This is a genomic window from Myxococcus sp. MH1 (assembly GCF_059738865.1).
Map to the genome: position 1 here is coordinate 10,403,780 of NZ_AP026947.1, position 17,441 is coordinate 10,421,220.

The window sequence follows — 17,441 nt, forward strand, 5'->3', positions numbered from 1 at the left end:
CGCGCACCGCCCCAAAAAACAACCGCGCGGTCAGCCGTCACCTCGGGAGGACTCCCGGGAGTGACAGCCGCCGCGCGGTGAAGGACTCGGAACGCCCCCCCTTCCCGCTCAGGAACCCGCTGAGGCTCCCGGAGCGTCCCGAATCACAGGGCCCGACGGGCGAAGGCCACCCCGTCACGTCGAGCCCCGGGCACCTTCCAGCGTGCCCGGGTCCTGCAACGACAGTCGCGAGCTAGTTCACGCCGACGGCGGTCCAGCTCTCCTTCACCTTCGCCACCTCGGCCGAGTCCGCGCCGTACAGGTCCGTGGCCGCCTTGATGGTGGCCGTGCGCGCCTGGGCGAACGTGGTGCTGGGCGTCATGTAGTGGGCCAGGGCGCGGTAGTAGATCTTCAGGCCCTTCTCCATCCCGATGCCGTCCTTGACCTCGATCTTGGACGTGCGGTTCGTGCCACCGTTGGCCAGCAGATAGAACGCGTTGTTCGCGATGCCGCTGGAGCCGTGGACCTCCGTCTGCTTCGGGTAGTCCTTGTAGTTGTCGATGGAGTAGTTGTCCTTCTTCGGGTCGTCCATGTACCGCAGGCCGTCCGTGTCATCGCCGTTGGTCGGCGTCCACGCCGTCTCGCCGATGGTCCAGTTGAACTTCACGGCCGGGTTCTGCGTGGACGCGTACCACTCCACGCCCGCGCCCATGATGTCGCTGAAGGCCTCGTTCAGGCCGCCCGACTCGCCGCGGTAGATGAGGCCGGCGGTGCGCTCCGTCAGGCCGTGGGCGATTTCGTGGCCCGCGATGTCCAGCGCGGTGAGCGGACCGGAGTCCACGCCGTCGCCGTCGCCGTAGCTCATCTTCTCGCCGTCCCAGTACGCGTTGACGAAGTTCTCGCTGACGTGGACGTAGGAGACGAGCTTCTCACCCTTGCCGTCGATGGAGTCGCGGCCGAGGATGTTCTTCAGGAAGTCGTACGTCATCGCCGCGCCGTAGTGCGCGTCGACGGCGGCGCGGTTGCGCTCCGGGTCCGTGGCCTCGCCCCAGACGTTGTTGTCGTCCTTGATCTGCGTCTGGCCGCTGGCCTCTTCCTGGTTGCGCGCGTCGTACGTGGCCACGCCCTTGCCGCGCGTGCCGTCCTCGAGCGTGTACGTGCCGTCCGCCTGCTTCTTCGTCTCCAGGGCCACCTTGCCGCTGTAGATGGACGTGTCGTCCGCGGCGCCAGGGGTCGTGGGGGTGGTCGGGTCCGTGGGCGGCTGCTGCGTCGCCTTGGGGGTGATGGACAGGCCCCACTTGACCAGCTTGCCCTTGTCGCCCGCGGCGTGGTCGCTGACCTTCAGCGTCCACTCACCCTTGGCGGACTCGCCCGCGAAGGCGCTCAGGTCGAAGTCCTGCTTGATGTTGTCCGCGCTGCCGCCCGTGCGGTTGTGCACGTCGAACGTCTTGCCCGAGGGGCTGGTCAGCGTGACCTTCAGGTCCCCCTTGTACGAGTGGGTGATGTCCAGGGACAGCTTGAGCTTGTCCACCGTGACGTCGTCGGCGACCGTCACCTTGGAGGTGACCGAGCCCTTGTCCTTGATCTGCGCGTTGGGCGTCGTGGAGACCTTCACGTCCGCGGGGGCCGCGGCAGCGCCCTTCGTCCCGGCGGCGCCCTTGGTGGCGGCCGCGTCACCCGTGCCGTGCGTGGCGCAGGGGCAGTTCTTGAAGCCGTCGATGGTGTTGAACTTCTCGTAGACCTTCCCGCTGTTCGCGTCGATGAAGTAGTTCATCTTGCGCGGGTTCTCGGTGGCCGTGGTGTCGGCGACCTCCACGCGGTACGCGGAGCGGTACTCGCCCGAGGGGTCCTTGTAGATGATGCGCTCGGAGTGCGGCTGGCGGTCCGGCGTGCCGTTGAACTCCTTGAGCGCGATGTCCAGCACCTGCGCGTTGGACAGCGCGGGCTTCTGCGTGCCCAGGCCCGAGGGAATCTTGGACTGGTCACCCGTGACGCTGTCGACCTTGCCGTCCTTGGCCAGGTGCGCGACGACCTGCTCGCCGTAGACCTTCACGCCCTCGTGCTGCCGGTCCAGGCGCACGTGCGTCATGCCCAGCTCGTCCCGCTCCACGTTCTTGGGGACGAAGGAGGGGTACTGGATGCCGCCGCGCAGGCCCTGCGAGGGGAGCTTGGTGCCCACGTCCAGGTGCTGCAGCGCGGTCTGGATGGCGCTCTGCGCCTCCTTGCTGTCCAGCGCCAGGCGGCCAACGGGGGGCGGCAGCGGCTTGAGCGTGCTCTCCGCGCGGGCCAGGTCGGACGTCTTCGCGGCCGGGCCGAACCCGTCCTTGATGACGTTCGCGGCCGTCGGGGTCTTCGCCGCGCTCTTGGGCCGAGCCTCGGAGGAGATGGTGGGGAGGACCGTCGGCTTCGAACCTTCAGTGCGGCGAATGCTCATGGGGGTCTCAGGACTCCATACGAGGTGGCTGAAGAGTTATCGCGAGAATGTATCAAGAAGTTGCGCTCATCGCGAAACGAAGGCCCGCACGCACCGGGAGCCGCCGGTGCGCACGAGCCTTCTTGCTTTTCGAGAAGCCGCCTCGGGCGCGCTTCAGCTCACATGAAGTTGAAGGGCGTGGAGACGGAGAGTGTGTGGATGAGCTGGTCCGTCTCGGCGGTGGGGCGGCGGGTGAAGACGTTGAGGTAGCCGACCTCCACGGCGGAGTGGTCGCCCAGCTTCCAGCCGACGCCCACGAAGGCGCGGTTCATGTCGAAGCCCCGGCGGGGGCCGCTGTCCACGGAGTTGAGGTGGACGAAGGCCTCGTCCCAGACGATGAGCGACAGCCGCCCCTCGGCGGCCACGGGCAGCGCGCCGCGCAGCATCACGCGGGCGCGATCGGACACCTCCGTGGTGCCCGGCAGGAACCGCTGCTCCAGGCGCGCCCGCACCACCGTCCGCACCTCGCCCAGCCTCGGAGTGAACAGGAGTTGCTGGTACAGGCGGCTCTCGTTCTGGCGGAGGGCGGGGTCTCCATCCCAGACCCAGACGGGAATCCAGCCGTAGCCCAGCCACAGGGAGAGGTCCTGGGTGACACGGGTGCCGCCGGCGGCGCGGAGGATGGCGCGGGCGTCGTCCTCGCCGAAGCGGGGCTGGGCCTCCAGGTAATAGAGGAACGGCTCGGCGATGGGGCCCTGCGCGCTGACGGTGTACCAGAACTGCGCCTCGGAGCTGATGGGTCGGGCGAGGGCGGCCGGGGAAGCGACGACGCAGAGCAGGAGGACGAGGAGGCGGGGGAGGTGCGAACGCATGGTGTGTGCCTAGAGCATGAACAGCACCCGCTCAATCCGTCCGTGCCAGCGAACGTGGCCCGGACAACGAAGGGCGGACGCGGGGGGTGTCAGGCCTCTCAAAGAGGCCCGGGCCCGGGCGAAAGCAACTCCGTGCGTGTGAGGGGCGGACGCGCGGGGCGCGTGGCTTGACCCGAGGGCGCGGAGGCGTGCGACGCTTCGGGTTGCTCGCGTCGTCCCCCCACGCGCGTCTGGCCCGTCCCCCTCCTGGAGTCCCCCTCATGGCCACGAGTGCTTTCTCAGCCCTCATGAATGTCTCGCAGCTGCTGTTGGAGAAGGGCTTCGAGCCCGGCAACGTCACGTCCGCGCTCGGCCAGGTGGGCGCGGCGTTGGATGTGGACCGGGTCTACATCTTCGAGAACAGCAGCGCGCCCGACGGGAAGCTGTTGTGCAGCCAGCGCTACGAGTGGACCGCGGCGAGCGCCTCCGCGCAGCAGGACAACCCCGAGTTGCAGAACGTGCCCTATGACGCGGTGATGCCGTCGTGGGTGGAGCCCCTGTCCTCGGGGCGGGTGCTCAAGGGCGCGCCGCGCGACTTCCCCTCGCCCGCGAGGGAGCTGTTGGAGAGCCAGGACATCCGCTCGCTGCTCGTCTGTCCCATCGTGCTGGGCGGCGAGTGGTGGGGCTTCGTGGGCTTCGATGACTGTCGCACCGAGCGCACCTGGCCGGGCGAGGAGAGCCACGTGCTCCAGGCCCTGTCCAACGCGCTGGCGGGCTCGCTGCGCCACGCGCGCCTGCGCAACACACTCCACAGCGTGCAGACGCAGTTGCGCTCCATCATCGAGCGCTGCGCCTCCACCGCGTCCTGAGACGCCGTCACTCCGTCCGGGCGAGGCCGAGCCCGTCGAAGACCGCCTGCAGCACGAGCAGCACGCCGGCGATGAGCCACGGATAGGGGCCCTTCCGGGCCCCGTCCGGCAGTGAGCCCCGGTACAGCCAGATGCCCGCGAGGATGACGGCGGCCTCGACGGTGAAGTCCAACACGCGGTCGTCATAGAGACGCAGGCCCACGCGAGGGCCTCCGGGCCACAGCCACAGGTGGCTGGTGAGCCAGTCCGTGAGCAGATGGGAGAGCACCAGCGAGGCCAGGACGAGGCCCGCGGTGACACCTCGCCAGCGCCACCCCAGCAGGCCCACGAGCACGGCCCACCCGCTCGCCGACAGGAGCGTGTGACTCCAGGCGGTGTGGGTGTTGTCGAGGCCAGCGACGTCGACGAGCACATCCACGACATCGAGGAACACGGCGGCCCCGCATAACGCGGCGAGAGGAACCCCCGAGGGGACACGGCGCGCGGCGAGCGCGAGCCCCACGTGGCCCAGGTACATCAGCGTCCTCGTCGCGCGAGGAAGTCGAGCAGCACCACCACGCCGATGGGGACGCCGAAGCCGACCAGCAGGAGCCACGAGGCCATGGCCAGAAGCCTACCGCGCCAGGCGAACCCGAACAGCTCCACGCTGGCACACCACCGCACCACGTCCAACGGCAACTGGACGGAGCCGCTCGCCAGCGTCAACCGTGACTTCACGCGCGGGGTCTGGAACTCCAACTGGGGCAGCGCACGGACGTGGACACGTACACGGTCGAGCTTCCCTCGAGCGCTGCCTTGGCCCCGGGTGACGGGCCCGGCGGGGCTGTTCGCCGCCGGGTCCTCGTCACGGACTACCACTGGGCGGGGTCGGCGTCGGCGAAGGTGGTGCCTACGCCAATCTCGTCGAACCAGATGCTGCGGTTGGGCTGGCTGCCCTGCATGTAGCCGTCGTCGTACCAGCCATTGGCATACAGGCCGACGCGGAACTGGAAGTAGCGGTCGTCGGCGATGGTGGTGTTGAGGTTGTACTGCTCGAGCACCTTCACGCCGTCGAACCACAGCTTGTAGAAGCCCGTGCCGTCGCTCGCCCACTTCGCCTGGATGACAATCTTGTGCCACACCCCGGCCGACACCGTGGCCAGGTTGCCGAAGGTCACCGTCTTCTGGTTGCAGATGGTGCCCTGCTTCACCCGCGTGAAGAGCTGGTTGCCCGAAATCCACACCATGCTGGACGGCATGTAGTCGTCACAGCCGGTGTCGGAGAAGTCCGCGATGAATTGCGCGATGTTGTAGGACTGCGGCTGGAACTGCCAGTCCTGCTGCAGCCGGAAGGCGAAGCCGTAGAAGCCGGTGTCACCCCGGCGGTACACGTTGGTGCGCATCACCTCCGAGTGGTAGCGCCCGCCGTACGACGCGTCGTGAATCTGCGTCATCTTGAGGGCGGTGCCGCCTTCGTAGGTGACGTTCGTCACCTCGTTGACCGAGCCCTGGTGCTCCCGGTTCACCGAGCTCCACCCGGCCAACGTCCCCGTGTTGCGGAACAGCGGCGCGGCGTGGGCGACCAGCGCGAACGACACCAGCGCTGCACCTGCGATGATTCCCAGCGTTCTCGTCTTCATGGCTCTCGGAAGGGTGAGGGGTTGGGCCTGTGCGGCCTCCAGACCTCATATTCTGAATTAACCGACTAAACAGACTTGACTGTCCGAGGCGTCGACTATCGAGCGAAGGGTGGTTCCGGGGGACGGAGGGGCGGTGGGGCACTAAGGTGGGGTGCGATGAGTGACTCGGGCGGACAGGCGTCGGCGAAGCTGGTCATCGAGGTGAAGGACCTGCACAAGACCTTCGGGGACAACGCCGCGCTGAGGGGCGTGAACCTGGAGGTGCCCGAGGGCACGACGTGCGTGCTGATGGGGGTGTCGGGCTCCGGCAAGTCGGTGCTGATGAAGCACATCATGGGGCTGATGAAGCCGGACCGGGGCTTCGTGAAGGTGTACGGGGACGAGGTCGCGAAGATGGACGAGGCGACGCTGAACCAGATGCGTCGCCAGCAGGGGGTCCTCTTCCAGGCGAATGCCCTGTTCGACTCGCTGAACGTCTACGACAACGTGGCGTTCCCGTTGCGGGAGCGCACGAAGATGTCGGAGGAGGAGATCCGGCAGACGGTGGACAAGACGTTGGCGATGGTGGGGCTGTCGCATGCCACCACGCGGTTCCCGGGGGAGCTGTCGGGCGGCATGCAGAAGCGCGTGGGCTTCGCGCGCGCGGCCATCCTGCAGCCGAAGATCCTGCTCTACGACGACCCCACCGCCGGTCTGGACCCGCTCACGACGGCGTCGGTGAATGAGATCATCTTCACGGGCAAGCAGCAGCTGGGCGCCACGTCATTGGTGATTACGCCGGACGTGGCGTCGGCGTTCGGCATGGCGGACCACCTGGCGCTGATGCACGAGGGGAGAATTGTCGAGCACGGGCCGCCGGACTCCTTCCGTGAGTCCCAGCACCCCGCGGTGCAGGCATTCCTCAAGAACTACCTGCGGCGACGCGCACAGCGGGGGCGGACGACGTAGGGCCCCGTCAGGACAGGACGGGCCCGAGCTCTCACGGCGTGCAGTAGCGGACCGCGTCCAGGAACTGCCCGTCGTCCGTGGTCGCCGTGTACATCGTCGCCATGCGACGGGGTGCCACCTTCTCCATCAGCACCCACATCGCGTGCTCATTCAGGGGCATCAGCGCCAATCCTGGTGTCCGCTCCACCGGTGCGTCGCCCGGGTCTTGCGTCCACAGCCGCCCCCAATAGAGCGGCGTGTTGTTCTCCCCCGGCTCAAAGAATCTCGACAGCCAGGACAGCCGCAGCACACCGTCGTCGACGAAGGCTCCGAACCAGGGAATATAGCCGGGGGTGTCCTTCAGCCAGGTCACCGGCTGGCCGCCCTCGAACAGGTGGCCCGCCACGCGAATCCAGCGGAGGGACTCCGGCGCCTCACGGCTGCGCCACACCAACACCGGCGAGGCGAGCGGAGCCCCCGCCGACTCACCCAGGTCGACCAACTGCGGGACTGGCTCCTCAGACGTCGTAAAGGCTCGCTCCTCGCCCACCTGCTCCAACCCCGCGTCGAGTCGGCGTACCCGGACGGTGCCTTGACCCGCCCCCGACTCCTCCGTCAGCGCCACGAGGAGCTCACCATTGCGCAACCACAGCGCATTCGCCGGAGCGGGCGTCCATCCGGACGGGCTCTCGAAGAGCGCCTTGGGCGCCACGAGCACCTGCCCCTTCGAATCCACCATGGTGCCCATCACCTGGATGGGAGGAGTCAGGGGCCCTCCCGTCGTCCAGAGCACCACCAATCGGTCATGCTCGGTTGACGCGGCCACCACCGTGGGCCCGTCATCCGCGGGCCGGTCGAGCAGCCGATACTCCAGCACCTCACCGTCCGGCCCTCGCTTGGGTGCCCCATTCGCCTCGAGCGGGACGAGGTAGGCATTGAGCGGGGGCACCAGGAAGTTCTCGGTGGAGTAGAACAGCGCGGGCCCTTCCGAGGTCCGCACCAGCTTCGAGGAGCGCACGTACTGTCGAGCCGTCCCCGTGCGCACCCAGGCCATCGGCACGCTCGACGTCTCCTGGACCTCCAGGTCGTCGTCCAGCCGGAGGACGCGCGCCTCTTCAGCCCCATCGAATACCGGCACCAACACCCCCGCCTCCGTCCGGAGGCTGGAGATCTTCCCTCTCTCGTACCCTCCACGAAGGGCCGTGACGCGTGACTCCTTCGGCGGGTCCGTCACCCCATCACAGTCATTGTCCAACCCATCACACCGCGTCTCCGAGCTCTCGTAGTCCGCGCCATAGGAGAGCGCCGTGCACTCCGGCTCATACGCCCCATCCACCAGCGCGCGCCTGGCTCCCGCGCAGACACCGTGTTGCTTCTCGCAGGCCAGCGGGTCCGTGCCTGCATCACCGGGCCCCGCGTCTCCCGAACCTCCGTCTCCACGCGTGCCACCGCCGTCCTCCACCACCGTGCCCGCGTCCTCCTTCCCACCCGAAGATTCGCACCCCGCCATCGCCAGACACGACAGGACCACGCCAGACCACCAGAGCCGTGCATTCATTCACCGAAGCCTCGCACGGCATCGTGTGAACAAGCCAATCATCGTTGCGGCACGACGCCCTCGGCAAAGCGCCCGTACAGCCCAGCCCACACGCATGGAGGAATCGCAACCAGACGGGTCGAGTTCCATCGACTCGTACCGCCAGCAGCCTGGCGCTATCTCGGTGTGCCATGAATGCACATGACGCCCCCATGAATGCGGCAGGAATCCTCGCCCTGCTGCTTGGGACGGCTTGCGGCTCCGCCACCGTGGGCGGCGTCGGTAGTGGCCCAGCCACCGCGAAATGGGTGGGCCCGTCCGTTCCCTCCCCGGAAGGGGGAATGGTACAGACGGTCATCTACTACGGCCCGTGGCAATGCAACGCCACGTACATGGCTCAGTGCGAGAGCCGCTGCGCCAGGGAGGGGCATGCGCTGTTGGGTTGCATCTGGCTTGCCGACATCAAAGGAGACTGGACGGGTCGCTTCCTCGGTCTTCCCGCCAAGGCAGGCACTCGCTACGCCGTGAAGCACTGTTGCTGCAGCTATCCCGAAGTGAGCAGCGCAGAGGAGCTGCGCAGGTTCTGGGACAATGCGCGCAGGACGTTCCGGCGCGATTGGGCGGAGGAGTTCGGGGCATGGCCTCAGTCAGGCGGAAGGAACTGGCCGGGCCACCATATCCACGACCTGCTGCATGGGGGCGCTCCCGTCGCGAGGTCCAACGTCCTGCCTGTTCCGGAGGACGTGCACAAACTCCTCAATGACGCGTACCCTGCCTGCTACTCCAGAGACCCGCGGTGGCTCTCCATCGGCCCCGAGAAACCCTACGTGGACTGACGATGACGCTGGATGAACTCCTCGCCGAAATCTCTCGAGCCCATCACCCACACCCACCAGCCACCCGCGCGGCGATTGCCGACTTCGAAGCACGCGTCGGATGGAAGCTCGACGACGAGCTGCGCGCATTCTATCTGCACAGCAACGGCGCCGAGCTCTTCGAGCCCTTGCCCGACGCGCGCTACAGCATCCTCTCCCTCGCGGAAATCCGCCGTGCACGCGTCGCGATTCGCGGCAGGGACGAGGACTCGGCCGGCCCTCCCGACTGGTGGACACTCGTCGATGTCCAGGACAGCGACTATGCCCTCCTGGACGTCGCTTCCGTGCCCTCCCCCTATCCGCTCCTGGATGGCTGGCACGAGGGCTATCCACAGCGCTGTCGGCGCATTGCCTCCTCGTTCCGTGAGTTCCTGGAACGCGCACTCACGGGAGGAGACCGCATCTACTGGCTCAACGAGTAGGGCCCGTCAGGACAGGACGGGCCCGCGTCTCACGACTTCACTGCGTGCAGTAGCGGACCGCGTCCAGGAACAGCCCCTCGTCCGTGGACACCATGTACATCGCCGCCATGCGCCGGGGCGCCACCTTCTCCATCAGCACCCACTGCGCCTCCGCCGTCAGCCGCATCGGCTCCAGCCCCGGCGTCCGCTCCACCGCCGCCACTCCCGGCTCCTGCGCCCACAGCCGACCCCAGAATCTCGACGCGCCGCCCTCGCCCTGGTCGTACACCTTCGACAACCAGGACAACTGAACCACCCCATCGCCACCGTGCGCGCCGTACCACGGCACGAACCCCTCGGGCTCCTCCGTCCACGTCGCGGGCATCCCGCCCTCGAACAGGCTGCTCGTCACCTGAATCCGGGCACGGAAGTCCGGCGCCTCCCGCGCCCGCATCACCAACACCGGCGACACCAGCGGCTCTCCCGCCGCCTCGCCCCGATCCACCAACAACGGCATCGGTGACTCGGAGGCCGTGAACACCCGCTCCTCCCCCACCTGCTCCAACGCCTCATCGAGCCGGCGCACCCTCACCACCTCCTGCGTCACCCCCGACTGCGACTCCCCCATCGCCACCAATACCTCCCCATTGCGCAGCCACAGCACACTCGCCGGATACGGCGTCCCTCCCGACGTGCTCTCGAACAGCACCTTCGGCGCCACCAGCACCTGCCCCCGCGCGTCCGTCACCTTCCCCATCACCTGCAGCGGCGGCGCCTGCTCCGAACCGGCTCGCCACAACACCACCACCCGCTCCCCCGTCGGCGACGCCGCCACGAACGACTCCGAGCTGTCGAACTCCCGGTCCAACATCGGATACTCCACCAGCGCGCCCCCTCCCTCCGTCCTTGGCGCCCCCTCCCCGTCCAGCGGAACCAGATACCCCCGCAGCGGCGGCGAAGCCCCGTCCGTCGTCGCGTAGTACAGCGCGGGCCCCTCCGCCGTGCGCACCAACCTCGCGCTCCGCGGCAGCGCCGCCGCCCCTCCCGTGCGCGTCCACGGATACGGCACACCCGAGCTCCCCTGGAGCACCAGGTTCGAATCCAATCGCAGGATGCGCGCCTCGCTCGCCGAATCCAGCACCGCCACCCATACCCCCGTCTCCGTCCGGAGGCTCGACACCAACCCACCGTGCACGGACCCACCCAGCGCCACCACCCGAGACGTGCTCGACGGGTCCGTCACCCCATCACAGTCATTGTCCAACCCGTCACAGCGCGTCTCCGACCCCTCGTAATCCCCGCCATAGGAGAGCGCCGTGCACACCGACTCATACACGCCATCCACCTTCGCGCGCTTCGCCCCGGCACAGACTCCGTGCGTCTTCTCACACGGCGGCCCCGCCTCCACCACGCCCCCGTCCGGCGTGCCCGCATCCGGCGTGCCCGAGTCCGGCGCCCCCGCATCCGGCGCTCCCGCATCCGGCACCACCCCGCCCCCGTCCTCCTGCTGCACCGCGCCCGGCCCGCCCTTCGACTCCGACGAACCACAGGCCGTCATCACACACATCAACAACAACCCCATCCCCACCTGAATACACTTGGCTTGCATGCGACCCAGGTTGCACGCGACCCACCTCGAAAGCCACGACAACCCGAGTCTCGCGAAACATTGCATTCTCGGAATGCAACGCCACGACAATCCAACCACTGTCACGGAAACACCGTGCACCCCGACTGCAGACATGAACTCCGGCTGATACAAACACGAACGCCCGCGAGGGCACGGGGCTCTCGCGGGCGTCCGAAGTGTTGACTCCTCAGCGATTGAGGCCGATGCGCGGACCCGAGCCCGGCGGCACGCAGGTGTAGGTGACCTCCTGGCCCGCCGTCTTCGCGTAGTTGCGCAGCGCCGCGTCGGACACGCTCGCCGTGGTGCCGTCATCCGGGATGAAGCCGTTGCCCGACGGGCTGAAGAGGAAGCCCTTCACCCGCCCGCCCAGCGCCACCTTCGCGATGAGGTCGCACTCCGTCACGCCCGTGCCCAATATCTTCGAGGCGAACGGCGTGCGCGCGCGCTGCAACAACAAGTCGATGCGCGGCCCCACCGCCGAGGCGTTGGTGCTCGACAAGGTCACCTGCTGCCCGACGATGGGCGCCAGGTCCGTGTCGAACGCGAGCAACAGCTGCTCCACGTCCCGCCGCGTGGCGTCCGGGTTGTTCAGCGGGAAGCCCACGCCGATGCTCGGGATGAACACGATGGCCGACAGGAAGCGCGCCATGGTGTCCACCGCGCCGTCGTGCACGAAGCCAAACCCACGCACCTGGTCGCCCTGCCAGCCGCTGTCCGGCGCCAGGAAGAAGGGCGTCGTCGGGTTACCGAACATGCCGACCTTCTGATACATGTTGCGCAGGTGCGGAATCTTCACAATCTGCGGGATGTTCTCGAAGCTCGCCATGCCATCCGTGCCGTAGAAGCCCTGCGCCGGGCTCAGCCGGTGACACCCCTCACACGTGAAGCCCAGCCCCTCTCCGAACGGGATGCCATCCGAGCGGCGTGAGCCCGCGTAGAAGTCCAGGCCCCGCTGCTGCGCCGCCGTGAGCGAGTTGTCCAGGTTGCGCACCGGGTTGGGCGGCAGCTGCACCTGCAGCTGGAAGTCGGTGAAGCGTTGCATCTCCGCCTGCGTGGGCGCGGTGGAGCGGCCCAGGAGCCCCTCGAACGCGACGATGAAGTTCATGAACGACAGGTTGGGGTCCGTGCCCGACGTGCCGAAGAAGCCCGTGGAGCGGTCACCGCGCCAGTGCATCGGGCCCGACACCACCATGCCGCGCAACGTCTGCGTCGTCATGGGGCCCTTCATCGGGTGGAAGTCCTCCACGTTGCCGGAGCCGTTGATGTGCGGCTTGAGCAGCTCCGCCGCGCCCAACAGGCGCCCCGGAATCGGGTTCTGCGTCACGTCGTCATCCGGGTTGCCCAGGTCCCACGCCAGGTCGTCCATGTCGCCGAAGATGTGGCAGCTGGCGCACGAGGCCTCGCCGTTCGCGGAGAACGTCGCCGCGTCGTAGAGGATGGGGCGGCCCTGCACCACGGAGGCGGGCTCCGGGTTGGGCAGCACCTGCTTGCCCAGCTCCGCGCGCGTGGCCAGGTCGATGACCTTCACCGCGTTGTCGAAGCGGGTCAGCACGTAGAGACGATTGCGCGCCTCGTCCAGGATGAGGCCGCTGGGGCCACCGCCGCTGACGGGGATGTAGGCCGCGCTGTTGAGCCGCGGATTGAAGCTGTCCGCCTCCAGCGCCTGCGTGTCGAACACGCCCACCTTGCTGGAGCTGTACGCGGCGACATACAGCGTGCGCCCGTCCGAGCTCACCGCCATGTCCACCGGCGTGGCCAGGCTGTGGTTCTTCGCCGTCCGGTCGAAGGCCGGGTCCGTGGCCAGCTTCGAGTAGTCCAGGTGTTTGTTGAGGTGCCGGGGCAGCACGCTGCCGCCGAGGATGGCGGTGATGCGCGTCTCCGCCAGGTGGCCCTGCACCGTGGTGCCGCCGTAGTTGCCGGGGCCCTCGAAGCGCACGTGGTTGAAGGCCTCCGTGTTGGACACGTACACCGTGCCCGTCACCGGGTTGGTCACCATGTTGAACAGCGTGGTGCCCACCTGCGAGTACGCCGCCTTCTGCCCCAGCGAGTTCGCGTCCACCGCGAAGACGTCCTGGTCCGGCAGCCGGAAGCGCACCGCGTTGTTCCAGTTGCGCCCCAGCTCGTCCTGCCACTTGCCGGCCTGGTTGTTGTACTTCACGATGAGCGCCACCTCGGGCGCGCGGATGCCCTCGTGGTTGGTGGCGGGGCCGGGGCTGCCGCCCGGATAGATGGAGCCGTTCACCAGACAGGGCAGGTAGGGATTGAAGCCCTCACAGACGGTCTCCTCCAGGATGGACGTCGTCTGGTTGCCCGACTTGAAGACGGCCGCGTACACCGTCTGCTTGTCCGGGCTCACCGTCAGCGCGCGCGGGGTGTCACCGAAGAAGTTGAGGATGCGCACGGGCGTGCCGCCCAGCGAGGTGCCCAGGTTGGCCGGGTCGAACACCCAGACGTCCGCGCGGCCCACGCCCGGCGTGGTCAGCTTCGGGTCTCCGGCGCCCGGCACCGCCGCGATGGACGCGTGCGTGCGGTGCTGCCCGCGGTGCGCCGTGGTGATGAAGGCCCGGCCCCCCGTGCCCGCGAAGACGATGTCGCGCGGCTCGTCCCCCACCAGCAGCGTGCGCACCACGCGCGGCGTGCCCGTGAGCGACACCACGCTCACGCTGTCCGACAGGTGGTTGACCACCCAGACCTCATTGTCATTGCGCGCGGCGACGGCGATGGGCTCCAGGCCCACCTGCACGCGCGACTGGAGCGTCAGGCCATTGGCGCCCACGGTGAAGATGGACAGGCTGTTGTCCGGCGTGTTCACCGCGAACAGCCGCGTGCGGTCCGGCGACAACGCCAGCGGGCGCACCTGGCCACTCTCGAAGGCGATGAACGACGGCGCCGCGCTCGCGGGGGTGAAGCCGGGCGACATGACGGCGAGCAGCGCCGCCGCCGCCAGCAAGGACTTCTGGATGCCTCTGAGTCTCGTGGGAGTCATGGGGATGCCAGACCTCGGGGGATGACAGGGGGACGACCACGGCGAGAGCCCATCCCACGCCGCGAACCGCGGGGCCCCACGCACACGCCGACCCGACGCGGCGGGGACCTCCGCCGACGGAAAAAGGGCTGACGGAATGTGAGCGGGGTGGAAAAGCGTGGAGCCCTTGAACGGCTACGCTCGGACTGGTCTACAGACAGACATGATGCAATGCGTTACCAAGAGGACACACTGATGCGGGATTGAGCATCCTCACCTCCGACATGGCAGGATTCCGAGGAAGCCAAGGTATCGCTGAGCGGCCCTGGACCGCTTGCCCCATTGCGCCAATTCCCTTGGCCGAAGGCGACAACATGAGCTCTCCGGCGACCATGTTGACGAGCTGGGCCCTCGCGCTCCATCGCACGCTGGAGCTGCGTGGCCTGGACTCCCACGGGTTGTTCGTGAAGGCCGGGTTGAATCCGGGGCTGCTCGGTGACGCCAACGCGCGCTATCCGCAGGAGGGGCTGACGCGGCTGTGGCGGCTGGCGGTGGAGAGCTCGGGGGACCCGGCCATCGGGCTGGAGATGGCGCGGCAGGTGAGCCCGACGACGTTCCACGCGGTGGGCTACCGGCTCAACGCGTCCAGCACGCTGCGCGAGGCGTTCGAGCGGCTGGTGCACGCGGTGGCGCTGGTGTCGGACGCGCTGCGGCCGGCCTTCACGCGGGATGGGGACTGCTATCAGGTGATCCTCTTCGACGGCGGCGACGGGCCGCACCTGTGCGAGGAGGAGACGGACGCGGTGGCGTACCTGCTGGTGCGCTTCTGCCGGGTCGTCTACACGCGGGAGCTGTCGCCGCGCGAGGTGCTGCTGCGCCGGCAGGCGCCCTCGGACCTGCGGCCGTACGAGAAGCTGTTCCGGTGCAAGGTGACGTTCGGAGCCAACGCGGACGTGCTGGTGTACGAGCGGGCGCCGTTCGAGGTGACGCTTCCGGGGGCGAACCCGGAGCTGGCGCGCATCAACGACGAGCTCATCACCCGGCACCTGGCGAGGCACGCGGGGCAGGACCTGGTGACGCGGGTGCGCGCGATGCTGCTGGAGCTGATGCCCCAGGGCGAGCCGTCCCAGGAGAAGGTGGCGGAGCGGCTGCACATGAGCTCGCGCAGCCTGCAGCGCAAGCTGGTGGAATCGGGCTCGGGCTTTCGCGAGCTGCTCGCGGAGACGCGCCGCACGCTGGCCCTGTCCTATCTCTCCGAGCCCGGGCGCTCGGTGAGCGAAATCGCGTACCTGCTCGGCTTCTCCGACGTGAGCACGTTCACCCGCGCCTTCCGTCGGTGGACGGGACAGCCGCCCAGCCGCTTCGGCGCGCGCTCGGGGACGTGAGCCAGTTTGCGTGATGCGTGCCAATGGTGCCCCGGCCCCGGCGCCACCTCCGGGCATGGACTGCACTGCAGCCCCCCAATACAGTCCCCGCCATGACAAGGTGGACTGGAGGGTTCCTCCTCTCGTTCTCGGGCGTAGCCCTCGCTGGGTGCGCGACTGGAGCCCACACGGGAGCCGCCTCTGCGAGTCCTCGCGACCTGTACGCCCAGGCAACGTGCATGGACTCCGAGACGTGCTGCATCCAGCGCCGGGGCCCGGAAGCTTGTGGATTCACGGCCTCGGAAGCCGCCGCCCTCATGGCCGCCGCCGCGGAAGCAGCCGGTACTGCCACCAGCTCCGGAACCAAGGTGAACGACTACGTCGAGGACTCGCGCCTGCCCGAGTGGAAGAACCGGTGTATCCGGCTGTATGGGGACTGTGAGAATCAAAACTGGGCAGACCAGAAGGGGAGCTGCTTTGCATGCTTCGAGCGTTGCACTGGGGACCACGAATGGCCCTTCGACCTCTGTCGCCCCAAGAAGGGGCGATGACCATGGAAACACAGCTCGACTGGACCCCTTTTCGCGCGCTTGCACGGCGCGTTCTTCGCGACGGCGAAATACTTCCGCTCACCGAGGAGGTACGCGACCTGCTGCGACGCACGGCGCATGAAGTCGCACTCGCCGAAGCCGAGGTGGAGACCCAGGAAGGCGCGCTAGCGGTCCTGCGCGAATGCTCACGGCGCATTACCGAAGGGTCCAACCGGCTGGGCGATGCGCTCCATCGGATGTACCGCCACCAGGAGACAGGCGACTACGACAGCGCCCGCCAGGAAATGCGAGACGTGCTCGCCGTCGAAGTCGTGCCGCTCTACCGAGAAATAGCGCAAGGCCAACTCGACGACATGTGAATGCCCGCCGTGCCGCGCCCCGGTGCGAGTGCGGTGCAGTTGCTCGACCCACCGAACCCTCCGACCCTTGCCGCTTCGAAAAGCACCACCCAAGAAGCACATGCCGAACGAGACAAGGCTCGGTGCCCCCTGAGCCAATCAAGTGACTGGGTGTTCAGGGAAGAGAACCGCGAGCCCGCATCAGGTCCGCGCCATCACCGGGAAGCGGTCCGGTCCCTCGGGCAAGGACAGCCCTCGCACGAACAGGTCCGCGTCGTCGTCCTCGCCGAGCACGCGCGCGTCCGGCCACCAGCGCTCCGGCGTGAAGCCGAACCGGACCTGCTTCACGGGCTCCGCCACCAGCCGGCCCAGGTAGGGACGCAGGTCGAACACCTCGGTCGCGAAGACGTCGTCGAGGTGGAGCACGCCGTCCTCCACGCTCGCGAAGACCCACGCGTCCTCGCGCAGTTGGCGCAGCGGCCTCGCGAAGTTCGCCGCCGCGTACCAGCTCGCGATGCGCGCGTGGCGCCGCGCGCCGAAGCGCTCCGTCAGCGGCGTGCCCTCCCTCGCGAGCGTCCTCAATCCCTGACGGACCGTGGGGTCCGCCAGCTCCAGCGTCGGCGCGGGCTCGGCCGACGGTGTCACCTGGAGGTCCACGCCGAACAGGCTTTGTGCTCGTGGCGCGAAGCCGAAGCGTGGATAGAAATCGAGCACCGTCTTGTTCGCGAACAGAATCACCGGCGCGTCGCCGCAGGACTCCAGCGCCGCCTCCATCGCCACGCGCGCGAGGCCGTGCCCCCGGCGCTCGGGGACACAGCCCACCGCGCCCAGTTGATAGCCGGTGACGTCGCGGCCCTCCACGCGCAGGCACATGCGCATCACCGACGCGTTCGCCACCACGCGCCCGTCCTCGAGGATGCTGAACGCGCGGTAGTCGTCGGTCCACTCGCCCCATTCGCACCAGCGCCTGAAGTCCACGGTGCGGAAGACCCGGGGCACGTAGTCGCAGAAGGCGGTCTGCAGCGAGGGAGCATGCTGGTCGATGACCACGACTCGGGAGGTCGACATGGCGGGCACCACAGCACGAATGTCCAGGTGTCCGAAACCGCCCGTTCACGTGCC

At 68.2% G+C, this 17,441-nt stretch carries 15 protein-coding genes; 6 read left to right on the plus strand and 9 right to left on the minus strand.

Features of this window, described 5'->3' with window-relative positions; all coding sequences use genetic code 11:
* Positions 1 to 232: 232 nt before the first annotated feature.
* Complete coding sequence (locus tag AC6JA9_RS41250; RefSeq protein WP_267698833.1) at positions 233 to 2,413, minus strand: M4 family metallopeptidase; 2,181 nt, start codon at positions 2,411 to 2,413, stop codon at positions 233 to 235.
* Between the two features lie 158 nt (positions 2,414 to 2,571).
* Positions 2,572 to 3,264 carry a DUF2490 domain-containing protein gene (locus AC6JA9_RS41255; RefSeq protein WP_497958794.1) on the minus strand — a complete coding sequence of 231 codons (693 nt, stop codon included), beginning with the start codon at positions 3,262 to 3,264 and terminating at the stop codon, positions 2,572 to 2,574.
* Positions 3,265 to 3,524: 260 nt separating this feature from the next.
* On the opposite strand from AC6JA9_RS41255, the gene AC6JA9_RS41260 reads away from it, so the two are divergent.
* Positions 3,525 to 4,112, plus strand: coding sequence for a GAF domain-containing protein (locus AC6JA9_RS41260; protein WP_223783755.1), 588 nt, complete (start codon positions 3,525 to 3,527; stop codon positions 4,110 to 4,112).
* 7 nt (positions 4,113 to 4,119) lie between these two features.
* Here the strand turns inward: AC6JA9_RS41260 and AC6JA9_RS41265 are convergent, their stop codons facing one another.
* The 3 genes from AC6JA9_RS41265 to AC6JA9_RS41275 form a co-directional block, all read right to left on the minus strand.
* Positions 4,120 to 4,629 carry a metal-dependent hydrolase gene (locus tag AC6JA9_RS41265; protein WP_497958795.1) on the minus strand — a complete coding sequence of 170 codons (510 nt, stop codon included), beginning with the start codon at positions 4,627 to 4,629 and terminating at the stop codon, positions 4,120 to 4,122.
* Positions 4,629 to 4,829: a hypothetical protein gene (locus AC6JA9_RS41270; RefSeq protein WP_426748820.1), complete on the minus strand. Its 201-nt coding sequence runs from the start codon at positions 4,827 to 4,829 to the stop codon at positions 4,629 to 4,631. The genes AC6JA9_RS41265 and AC6JA9_RS41270 overlap by 1 nt, the downstream gene beginning before the upstream one ends.
* A gap of 134 nt (positions 4,830 to 4,963) precedes the next feature.
* Positions 4,964 to 5,731, minus strand: coding sequence for a polysaccharide lyase family 20 protein (locus AC6JA9_RS41275; protein ID WP_426748819.1), 768 nt, complete (start codon positions 5,729 to 5,731; stop codon positions 4,964 to 4,966).
* A gap of 156 nt (positions 5,732 to 5,887) precedes the next feature.
* On the opposite strand from AC6JA9_RS41275, the gene AC6JA9_RS41280 reads away from it, so the two are divergent.
* Positions 5,888 to 6,679, plus strand: coding sequence for an ABC transporter ATP-binding protein (locus AC6JA9_RS41280; protein WP_141325976.1), 792 nt, complete (start codon positions 5,888 to 5,890; stop codon positions 6,677 to 6,679).
* Between the two features lie 31 nt (positions 6,680 to 6,710).
* Here the strand turns inward: AC6JA9_RS41280 and AC6JA9_RS41285 are convergent, their stop codons facing one another.
* Entirely contained in the window at positions 6,711 to 7,802 is a 1,092-nt protein-coding gene (locus tag AC6JA9_RS41285; RefSeq protein WP_426748818.1) for a hypothetical protein, read from the minus strand.
* Positions 7,803 to 8,536: 734 nt separating this feature from the next.
* Between AC6JA9_RS41285 and AC6JA9_RS41290 the strand changes: the two genes are divergently transcribed.
* Together AC6JA9_RS41290 and AC6JA9_RS41295 are read left to right on the plus strand one after the other, a co-directional pair.
* On the plus strand, positions 8,537 to 9,031 hold the full coding sequence (locus AC6JA9_RS41290) for a hypothetical protein (protein ID WP_426734736.1): 495 nt from the start codon (positions 8,537 to 8,539) through the stop codon (positions 9,029 to 9,031).
* A gap of 2 nt (positions 9,032 to 9,033) precedes the next feature.
* Complete coding sequence (locus AC6JA9_RS41295; RefSeq protein ID WP_426748817.1) at positions 9,034 to 9,492, plus strand: SMI1/KNR4 family protein; 459 nt, start codon at positions 9,034 to 9,036, stop codon at positions 9,490 to 9,492.
* Positions 9,493 to 9,529: 37 nt separating this feature from the next.
* Here the strand turns inward: AC6JA9_RS41295 and AC6JA9_RS41300 are convergent, their stop codons facing one another.
* Together AC6JA9_RS41300 and AC6JA9_RS41305 are read right to left on the minus strand one after the other, a co-directional pair.
* The gene (locus AC6JA9_RS41300) at positions 9,530 to 11,080 is read right to left on the minus strand and encodes a putative metal-binding motif-containing protein (RefSeq protein WP_483579150.1); all 1,551 of its coding nucleotides are present in this window, start codon (positions 11,078 to 11,080) and stop codon (positions 9,530 to 9,532) included.
* Between the two features lie 208 nt (positions 11,081 to 11,288).
* Positions 11,289 to 14,087 carry a YncE family protein gene (locus AC6JA9_RS41305; protein ID WP_483579151.1) on the minus strand — a complete coding sequence of 933 codons (2,799 nt, stop codon included), beginning with the start codon at positions 14,085 to 14,087 and terminating at the stop codon, positions 11,289 to 11,291.
* 353 nt (positions 14,088 to 14,440) lie between these two features.
* Between AC6JA9_RS41305 and AC6JA9_RS41310 the strand changes: the two genes are divergently transcribed.
* The gene (locus AC6JA9_RS41310) at positions 14,441 to 15,451 is read left to right on the plus strand and encodes an AraC family transcriptional regulator (RefSeq protein WP_223750890.1); all 1,011 of its coding nucleotides are present in this window, start codon (positions 14,441 to 14,443) and stop codon (positions 15,449 to 15,451) included.
* A gap of 532 nt (positions 15,452 to 15,983) precedes the next feature.
* Positions 15,984 to 16,340 carry a DUSAM domain-containing protein gene (locus AC6JA9_RS41315; RefSeq protein WP_408888678.1) on the plus strand — a complete coding sequence of 119 codons (357 nt, stop codon included), beginning with the start codon at positions 15,984 to 15,986 and terminating at the stop codon, positions 16,338 to 16,340.
* Positions 16,341 to 16,520: 180 nt separating this feature from the next.
* Here the strand turns inward: AC6JA9_RS41315 and AC6JA9_RS41320 are convergent, their stop codons facing one another.
* Entirely contained in the window at positions 16,521 to 17,387 is an 867-nt protein-coding gene (locus AC6JA9_RS41320) for a GNAT family N-acetyltransferase (protein WP_408888677.1), read from the minus strand.
* Between the last annotated feature and the right edge of the window lie 54 nt (positions 17,388 to 17,441).